General features: G+C 60.1%; 3 protein-coding genes. 1 reads left to right on the top strand and 2 read right to left on the bottom strand.

The features are described from left to right. Window positions 1-175: 175 nt before the first annotated feature. Window positions 176-7,561: a Spy0128 family protein gene (locus ACESUZ_RS06720; protein WP_373199173.1), complete on the top strand. Its 7,386-nt coding sequence runs from the start codon at window positions 176-178 to the stop codon at window positions 7,559-7,561. Between the two features lie 576 nt (window positions 7,562-8,137). Here the strand turns inward: ACESUZ_RS06720 and ACESUZ_RS06715 are convergent. After that, window positions 8,138-8,767 (bottom strand): response regulator, encoded by a 630-nt coding sequence (locus tag ACESUZ_RS06715; RefSeq protein ID WP_373199171.1) that lies wholly within the window; start codon window positions 8,765-8,767, stop codon window positions 8,138-8,140. After that, window positions 8,764-9,909: a sensor histidine kinase gene (locus ACESUZ_RS06710; RefSeq protein WP_161115233.1), complete on the bottom strand. Its 1,146-nt coding sequence runs from the start codon at window positions 9,907-9,909 to the stop codon at window positions 8,764-8,766. The genes ACESUZ_RS06715 and ACESUZ_RS06710 overlap by 4 nt, the downstream gene beginning before the upstream one ends. Window positions 9,910-9,956: the final 47 nt, after the last annotated feature.

Below are 9,956 nucleotides of genomic sequence, written 5' to 3'. Positions count from 1 at the left end.
AGATTCTAGGACGAAGGCCGTTCTTCGTTAAACGGGCGCTAGGGCGTCACCCTTACACCAACATTTTCGACGCGATCCAAAACAGAATCTGGAACATGTGTCACCTGCCCAAATTGTGTCTCATTTCGTAACTTTAGGCTGTTGCAAGGTCTGAGACCGCGAGAAGGGAGACGCGATGAGTAAGTACACGAGGGGTCTCTTGGCGGTGATACTGGCCGTGGTGCTGGTGTTGCCGGCTGCAGCATTTGCCATGCTGCCCGAGGCCAACGCCAGGTCCAGCACAGGAATGGACGGACCGACGGCGAGCAAAAAGATAGTCGACCCCGACACTACCGGCCGCTGGCAATACTGGGCGTCGGGCGGCGAGCAGGACCAGACGACACGTTATGTAGGCCGAATCTGGACGGACAAGACGGTCGAGCCCACAGAGGACGAAAAGTCCGACTTTGTGACGACGCTCTCCACGATGTCTTCGACTTCTGACACAACGTCGCTGGTCACTAAACCGCTCGATATCGTGATGGTGCTTGATGCCTCCGGCTCGATGGATAAGAGCATGGGCGGCAATGATCAGATCAAACGCATCACCGCACTTAAGAACGCTGCCAGTTCCTTTATCGACGCTATTGCCGAGCAGAATGCAAAGATCGAAGATGATTCCAAGCAGCATCAGGTTGCCATCGTTAAATTCGCGGGTGCAAAGAGCAACGAGATCGGCAACGATATGTATCGCGAATATCAGGGATTTACGTACGACGATTACAACTATTCGCAGGTTATGAAGAGTCTGACGCCGTGTGTCGGTAGCGATGCGACGGAACTTAAGGATACGGTCGGCTCTATCAAGCCCGCCGGCGCCACGCAGGCTGATTACGGCCTTGAGCTTGCTCGCGGCATGTCAGGCCGCGAGGATGCCCAGAAGGTAGTCGTGTTCTTTACGGATGGCACGCCCACAGACTTCAGTGAATTCAACTCTACGGTTGCCAACAATGCCATAGCCGCGGCCAAGAAAATGAAGGAGAAAGGCGCTACGGTCTACACCATCGGCATCTTTGATGACGCGAATCCCGCTGCCGATCCTACGAACTACTGGACGAGCAACGAAAACAAGTTCATGCACGCCGTGTCGAGTAACTATCCAAACGCCACGTCCTACACAACCAATAGTCTTGGTAAGCGCACCGAGAATTCCGACTTCTACAAGGCTGCGTCGAATGCCGATGAGCTCAAGAAGGTGTTTGATGATATCTCGAGCTCTATCACCTCGGGCAAGGGTTCTCCCACTCAGATCGAGGATGGTTACGACGAGAGCAAGTCCGGCTACATCACCTTTAGTGATGAGCTGGGCGACTTTATGCAGGTCGATACGTTTGTCAGCGCTCAGATTAATGGCGTCCCCTTTGATGAAGTGACCAAGACAACCAAGGGCAATACGGACACGTACGAGTTTTCGGGCGTGGCCAAGGACCTGGTCATCACCGTCGAGCGCTCTGCCAATGCGCAGCAGGGCGATATCGTGACGGTCAAGATTCCCGCATCGCTGATTCCGCTGATCCGCTATCACGTGGACATGGAAAACGGGATCTTTGAGCGCACGTCGCTCAATGACATCAAGCCTATTCAGATTAAATACACCTCGAGCGTCAAGGACGCCGCGCGTAACAACCTGTTTACGCCCGATGACGGACTCAAGAAGTATATCGAGAAACATAAGGGTGCCGACAACCAGACGGTCTACTTCCTAGCCAACAAGTGGTCGGGCGGCGAGCTGGGCGATGTTGTCGCCGAGTTTGAGCCCGCCGATACCAACAGCTACTATTACTTCCAAAAAATCACGCCTATCTACACGGACAAGGAATGCACCCAGCGCGCGACGGTAAAGCCGCGGGGCAACGACGTCTATTACTACAAGGACGAGTTTGTGGCGATGGGCGCAAACGGCAAGCCGAAGGACGACTATGCCGTTGTGGAGTTTGAGGGGCACGAGATCGCCAACTACGACGGCGCTCTGGTCAAAGATGACGGCTATTGGTCCTTTAATAAGGGAACCGCGCGCTTGGCCTATATCGACCAGCTGCATACCACCAAGGACGATGTGGAGGCGAACGGCAACAAGACCGAGACCGCGCGCGACGTGCTTAACCCCAGGTGGAATGACCTTTCCTCCGTTGCGACTTCCACGCACGTGCATTCGCACCTGGGCAACAACGGCAAGATTATCTTTAGCCTTGCAACCAAGCCGACAACGGTGGATACCAAGACTGACTTTGGTCTGACCAAGGTGCTCGAGGGCCGCAAGTGGGCGGATACGGATGCGTTTGAGTTTGAGCTCTCCGCGACGTCCGACAACAATGCCCCGATGCCCGACCCCGCGACCGTAACTGTGACCAATGCCGATCTCGACAAGGGCAAGGCAGCCATTAACTTTGGCAAGATTACTTATGTCGAGCCGGGCGAGTACACCTATGAGGTCCGCGAGGTCAAGGGCGACGCCGGTGGCATTACCTACAGCAAGAACGTTGTCACGTTCAAGGTGACTGTGACGGTTAACGCCAAGGGCGAGCTTAAGGCTGACGTTGAAAAGACCTCGGGTGAGACTAAGTTCACGAACACCTATAGCGCCAAGACGGAAACCCCGCTGACTCTTGAGGCTACCAAGACGCTCACGGGGCGCCTGATGGCCGACGGTGAATTCAAGTTTACGTTGAGCTACGCGGGGCACGACGAGGTCCTGCTGAACGCAACCAACAAGAGTGGCAAGGTTGAGTTCGGTCCGCTGACGTACACGACCAAGTCGCTTGTCAAGCTTGTCGAGGAAGACAAGGCGTTGTTTGACGCCAGCGCAGATAAGCCCACGTGGACTATTCATTACATTGCTGCCGAGCAGACCGGCGAGCTGCCTGCGGGCGTGAGCGCTACCACGGCGGCAATTGACGCATATGTGACCGTTGCCGACAACGGCGATGGTACCCTGACGGCGACGGCTGTCTACGGCGACGCCGGCAACGAGTTTGTGAACTCCTACACTGCCGCGCCTGTCGAGGTATCGCTTGTGGGCAAGAAGAATCTGCAGGTTCCTGATGGCCTGACCCCGGCTGACATTGCCGGCAAGTTCACCTTTACCGTGACCGGTGAAGAGGGCGCACCCATGCCCGCGAACGCGAGCGTGACCAATGATGCCAAGGGCAAGGTCGACTTTGGCAAGATCGCCTTTACGCTCGACGACCTTAACAAGGCTCTGGGCGAGAAGCGCGAGAAGCGCGAGCACACCTTTACCTACACCGTGACCGAGTCCGGTAAGGTTGCTGGCGTGACCAACGACGCCAACGCCACGCGCAAGGTTTCCTACACCGTGATCGATGACGGCAAGGGTAATCTGAGCGTATCCCACAAGCCAGACGGCGATGTGGCATTTACGTTCACCAATGCCTATAACGTGAAGCCTGTCGAGGATCGGATCACCGCGACCAAGGTCCTGACCGGGCGCGACATGACTGAGGGCGAGTTCTCCTTCGAGCTCGTCGAGGGCGAGGGCAAGGACGCCAAGGTCGTTGCCACCGGCAAGAACGCCGCCGACGGCACGATTACGATGAGCCCCGTGAAGTACGACAAGGCTGGAACGCACACCTACACGCTGCGCGAGGTTAACGGCGGAACCACCAGCAAGGGCGTCACCTACAGTGATGCCAAGTTCACCATCGTGACGACCATCACCGATAACGGCGACGGTACGCTCAGTGCCACGCATGTTCTGAAGGACGTCAAGGTTGCCGAGTTCAAGAACTCCTACAACGTGACCCCCAAGAGCTCCAGCGTCACCGACCTGATCACCGCGGACAAGGTCCTGGACGGGCGCGACCTCAAGGCTGGCGAGTTCCGTTTCGAGCTCGTCGAGGGCAATAACGTGGTCGCCACCGGTACCAACAATGCCGACGGCAAGATCGTAATGGATCCTGTCACCTACACTGCGGCTGGCGAGCACACCTACATACTGCGCGAGACCAAGGCCGGCACCACCGAAAATGGCATTACTTACAGCACCGCTGAGTACACTATTGTGACCACCGTCAAGGATAACAACGATGGCACCCTCAGCGTGGAGCACAAGCTGCAGAACGTCGAGAAGGCGATCTTTGAGAACGCCTATAACGTGACGCCCAAGAGCTTCAGTGTTACTGATCAGATCACGGCGACCAAGGTCCTGACCGGGCGCGACCTCAAGGAAGGCGAGTTCTCCTTCGAGCTCGTCGAGGGCGAGGACGCCAAGGTCGTCGCCACCGGCACTAACGCCGCCGACGGCGAGATCACGATGAGCAAGATCATCTACAACGAGCCCGGCAAGCACGCCTACACGCTGCGCGAGGTCCCGGGCGACGCCGGCAACGGCATCACCTACGATGGCAAGACCTACACCATCGAGACCACCGTCACCGACAACGGCAAGGGCGAGCTCAAGGCAAAGCATGAGCTGAAGGGCGCCGACGAGGCGAAGTTCAGCAACAGTTACAAGCCGAATCCTGGCGAGTTCAGCGTCACCGACCAGATCACCGCGAACAAGGTCCTGACCGGGCGTGAGCTCAAGGAAGGCGAGTTCTCCTTCGAGCTCGTCGAGGGCGATAAGGTTGTCGCTACCGGCACTAACGCTGCCGACGGCGCGATCACGATGGGCAAGGTCGCATACGACAAGCCCGGCAAGCACGCCTACACGCTGCGCGAGATCAAGGGCGGAACCACCAGCAAGGGCATCACCTACAGTGACGCCAAGTACACCATCGAGACCACCATCACGGACAACGGCGACGGCACCCTCAAGGCCGAGCATGTCCTGAAGGACGCCACGGCTGCGACTTTCAAGAACACCTACAGCGTGGCCCCGCTCGATGCGGAGCTCGACTTTGACCTGAGCAAGGTCATCAGCGGCCGCGACTGGACGGATGGGGACGAGTTCAGCTTTACCATCACCGCCCCCGAAGACGCCCCACTGCCCGATCCCGCAACCGTAACCGTGAGCAAGAAGGACGCGAAGGACGGCATTGCCGCCATCAAGTTCGGCAAGATTCACTACGCTGCCGCCGGAACCTATAAGTACGAGATTCGCGAGAACGCGGGCAGCACGGTCGGCATGACGTATGACGCGCATGTCGCAACCGCCGAAGTGACCGTGACCGAGAACGGCGATGGCAGCCTGACCGCCAACGTCACCAAGAAGGAAAACGGACGCTTTACCAACACGTACCGCACTGAGCTTAACTACACCGCTGCCGGCGGTCTGTGGCTCAGCAAGTATCTGGATGGCCGCCCCATGACCGAGGGTCAGTTCACCTTTACCGTGACACCTGCTGACGACGCTTCGGCTCGCGCGCTCGGTCTGCTGCCCGGGGCTAATAGCTTCAAGTCCCCCGCAGCGGCAGAGGCAACGGTCGGACTGATCGACATTCTGGCTGGTCATGAGGTTATATTTACGCAGGCTGACGCCGGCAAGACCTTTACGTACACCGTGGCCGAGAAGAACGACGACCAGCCCGGTTACACCTACGACGACGCCGTGCGCACGGTGACGATCGCCATCGCCGACGACACCGCCGGCACGCTCACTGCTACGACGACCGTTTCCGGCGGTCCCGAGGGCACGCTGGTGACCGAGTACAAGACCGGCGCGGCTGCGGTCGAGAGCGCCGTGGTTCCGTTCGTCAACAGTTATAGCGCTACGACCAACACGCCTGGTGGCACCGCTGCTCAGGTCGTTGCCGCCAAGACCCTGACCGGTCGCCCGATGGTCGACGGCGAGTTCTGGTTCGGTATCGCCTATCAGGGTGAGCTTGTGGGTTATGAAAATCTCAAGCCCAATATCGGCGGGCACGTGAGCTTTGATGCTCTGCACTACGACACCAAGATGCTTGCCGATCTTGAGTCTGCTGGGCTTGCCCATCGTACCGATAAGGACGGCAAGCTTGCCTGGACCATTAACTACACGGCCTACGAAGATTTATTCGGGCTGCCAAATGGCGTTTCCGCTACAACGTGGAGCTTTGGCTTTAAGGTTATCGTCGTCGACAACGGTGACGGTACCCTGACGGCAACGGTCGACTACGGCGGCGTCGAGCCCTTGTTCGAGAACGTCTACGGCACCGAGGCCGTCGATGCCGCGCTCACCGGTACCAAGAAGCTCCAGGTTGCCGAGGGCCTGGCCCCGGCCGACATCACGGGTAAGTTCACCTTTACCGTGACCGCCGACGAGGCTGGTGCCCCGATGCCCGAGCGCACGACCGCAACCAACGACGCGGCCGGCAACGTGGACTTTGGCAAGATCCACTTTACGCTCGAGGACCTCAACCGCGCCCTGGGCGTGGCGGACGATGCGACCGATAAGGCCGAGGCGGACGAAGCTGACGAGGCCGAGGCCGACGAGGCTGACGAGACCGAAGCTGAAGAGGCCGACGCTGACGCCAACGCCGACGAGCCCGAGCCTGCGGCCCCCACCGCTCCGCGCTCGCACACTTTTACGTACACGGTAACCGAGACCGGCAGCGCCCCTGGCGTGACTAACGATGCCAACGCCACGCGCAAGGTTTCCTATACCGTGACTGACGACGGCACCGGACATCTGAGCGTCAAGCGCGAAGGCGACGACGGTGCTGCCTTCACGTTCACCAACACCTACAGCGTGGCGCCTACCGATTCTTCCGTGACCGATCAGGTCAAGACGGTCAAGCGTCTGACCGGACGCGACCTTGCAGCTGGCGAGTTCACGTTTGATCTGCTCGAGGACGACGTGGTTGTCGCAAGCGGCGCCAACGACGCCAACGGCACTGTGACACTGAGCCCGATCCGCTACGAGGCGCCCGGCACGCACACGTACACGCTGCGCGAGGCTTGCCCCAACGCGCTCGGCCTGTACAAGGGCGTCACCTATGACGGCACGACCTACACCGTCGTGACCACCGTTTCCGACAACGGCGACGGCACGCTGACCGCGACGCACAAGCTCGAGGGAACCACCGAGTCGGCTGGCTTTACCAACAAGTATCACGCCATGCCCACGCAGGTCTCCATCGGCGCCATCAAGGTGCTCGAGGGACGCGAGCTCAAGAAGGACGAGTTCAGCTTTAAGCTCGTTGGCGAGGGCATCGAGTCCGCCGTCACCAACGATGCCGACGGTAAGATCAACTTCGACAAGTTCGAGTACAGCGAGCCCGGTACGTACGTCTACACCATCAGCGAGGTCAAGGGCGACGAGGCCGGTATAACCTACGACAAGTCCGTCTTTACCGCGACCGTCAACGTGGTCGACGACGGCGAGGGCAACCTCAAGGCGAATGTCGCCTTTGCCAAGGGCGACAGGAGCGTCGAGGGTATCGTGTTCAACAACACGTACAAGAAGCCCGAGACTCCTACGCCGACACCCGATCCCGGCACGCCCAAGACCGTGACGAACATCGTCAAGACGGTCAAGGGTTTCCTGCCCACCACGGGCGACCAGCAGGCTGCCGCTCTGCTTATGGCATTTGTCATCGCCATGGCCGGCGTCGGAGCCCTGGTCTGGGGTATCCGTAAGCGCTAGGCACGCTGGCAGCGCCCGGGGCCAGAAGGCCCCGGGCGGCCGGCGGGGAGCCAGAACATAGCCCCACCCCCAGCCCCAGCCGCCACGGAGGTATCTCCCTCCTCCGTGGCGGCGCTTTTGTGCGTAGGCGAGAAGGGTTCGCCACGAAACCGGCCCATCTACTACGTTTAGCCCCTTACCCCCAACCATGCCGAAAAGCGCAAAAACAAAACCGCAGGTAGAACGACTGCGGTTTTGTTCAAAACGAAGGTATGGTCAGGGGTATCGAGTCAAACGTAGTAGATGGGCCGATTTCGTGGCGGGCGGTTTCGGCTGATCCATTGGGGACGGAGGAAAACGGCTCATTTTGGTCCCGCGAGGCTGGCGGAGACACTCGTGCAGGGCCGCCCGAACAAAACTATGCCGGTTTACTACGATGAATCCGAGATTCCTGACCACACCCGCATTTTTGCAAATATCGCAAGTGTTCTACCTGCGGTTTTGTAAGTGCGCAATTTGCCGTGGTCGGAGATATGCGGTTCATCGTAGTAAACCGGCATAGTTTTGAAATGGCATCAAATTGGCGGCAGCCAGCGGCTAGCCTCGCAGATAGGCGATGGCGATTTGGGTGCGGTTGCGTAGCCCCATTTTGGCTAGGATCGAGCTGATGTGGTTGCGCACGGTGCCTTCGCCCATATAGGCGGTGGCAGCGATCTCCTTGTTGTCGAGGCCGCGGGCGATGAGCTCGGCGACTTCGAACTCGCGGTCGGTCAGGCCGGCAAAGGCGGCGGGCCGGCGGGTCGCGCCGGCCTCGACGTCCGCCCCATCAAAGTTGATATCTTCGATCGCCTTGCCCTCGAGCACGCGTTTGCCGTCCATGACCTGCGCCAACGCCGGCGGAATGGCAGCGACATCGGTCTTGATCAGGTAGCCGCGGGCGCCCAGCTTGAGCGCCGACACAATGTACTCGTCATCCGAGAACGTCGTCAGAAACACCACGCGCGCCGCAGGGTCGTGCTCAAGGATCTCGCGCGCGGCCGAAAGGCCGTCGCGTCTCGGCATCTGGATGTCGAGCAGCGCAATATCGGGTGCGTGCTCGGCGTAGAGCGCCACCGCATCGTTGCCGTTGGCACCGGTGCCCACCACTTCGATCTGCGGCTGGGCGCCCAAGATAATCTTGAGCGAATCGACCACCAAGCGGTCGTCGTCGACAACGATGAGCCTCATCGGCCCTCATCTCCTTGCTGTTTGGGAACGGTGGCAAACACACGCCAGCCGCCGGCGCCGGCACGCGGGCCGGCGGTGAAGGTGCCGCCAAGCGCCTCGATGCGCTCGCGCATGGAGGCGAGCCCCATGCCCTCCGCGGTGCCGCGGCCGCTTGCTTGGACCTCACCCACGCCATCGTCGGTAACAATGAGCTGGTAAAACGACGGATGCTCCATGCACCGTACGGTGACGGTCTGGGCGCAAGCGTGGCGTATGGTATTGGAGAGCGCTTCGCGCAGGACCGCTGCAAAGCAGTTGGCGACGTTTGCGGGCGCATGTTCGGCCATAACTTCAAGCTCAATCTGCGGGCCGCCGTCCGAGCGTGTGCCTTCGACAATGCGTTCGAGCTGCACGGAAAGGTCGACGGCGTTGTCGTTGAGCGCGTGGACGCTGGCGCGCACAAGCTGGAGCGCCTCGTCAACCGTGCGTTTAACGTCGGCGAAATCGGCGGCGACGCCAGGCTCGTCGGCGTGGACCACGCGTAGGGCTTCGGCCTGCAGTGAGGCGCGCGTGAGCTGGTGCCCGACGTTATCGTGGATCTCGCGCGCGATGCGGGCGCGTTCGGCGAGCGTCGCGAGCTCGACTTCGTAGTCCTGGCGATCGGCAAGATCGCGGTTGCGCGCCTCGAGCGCGAGGGCTCGTTCCTGCAGCTCGTCGCGGGTGCGGCGCATGCGCCGCTGCTCGCGCTCCAACTGGGCGGTGCGTAGCGATAGCAAGGTGGCGGCAACCGAAAGGATGGCGGTCAGCAGGAGCGTTCGTGCGGTAAGCGCATCGGCGCGAAGGTCCGCGACGAGCGCAAAGGCAAAGACGGAGCCAATGCCCAACGCGACCCAGGCGTGCTCGCGGCGCACGCGTCGCGCGATGTCATAGAGGGCGAGAGGCGCAAACGGCACAAACGGCGGCACGAAGACAGCCGCGATGATGCAGGCGTAGCTCGCTGCCTCGCTTGCGCGTCGGGTGCGTTTCCCCTGTGCGACCTCGGCCAGCGAGGTGGCAATAATGCCAAGGCAAAACGCCACAACCAGACGAGCGTCCACGGCAAGACCCATGGCGGCCGCAATACAGCACGCCAGCACGATCGATTTGTCGAAAAGCCTGTTCATACGGGTATTGTACGCGAAGCTGCGCGTGGTGGAGGGGCCGCCTAGCG

Source organism: Collinsella aerofaciens ATCC 25986 (assembly GCF_964239575.1).
Taxonomy (GTDB): domain Bacteria; phylum Actinomycetota; class Coriobacteriia; order Coriobacteriales; family Coriobacteriaceae; genus Collinsella; species Collinsella aerofaciens_BQ.
This window is presented reverse-complemented; position numbering and strand designations above follow the sequence as displayed.

Excerpts from the sequence above, each read along its gene's own strand:
- ACESUZ_RS06720 (WP_373199173.1), top strand. The coding sequence starts at position 176 with ATGAGTAAGTACACGAGGGGTCTCTTGGCGGTGATACTGGCCGTGGTG.
- ACESUZ_RS06715 (WP_373199171.1), bottom strand. The coding sequence starts at position 8,767 with ATGAGGCTCATCGTTGTCGACGACGACCGCTTGGTGGTCGATTCGCTC.
- ACESUZ_RS06710 (WP_161115233.1), bottom strand. The coding sequence starts at position 9,909 with ATGAACAGGCTTTTCGACAAATCGATCGTGCTGGCGTGCTGTATTGCG.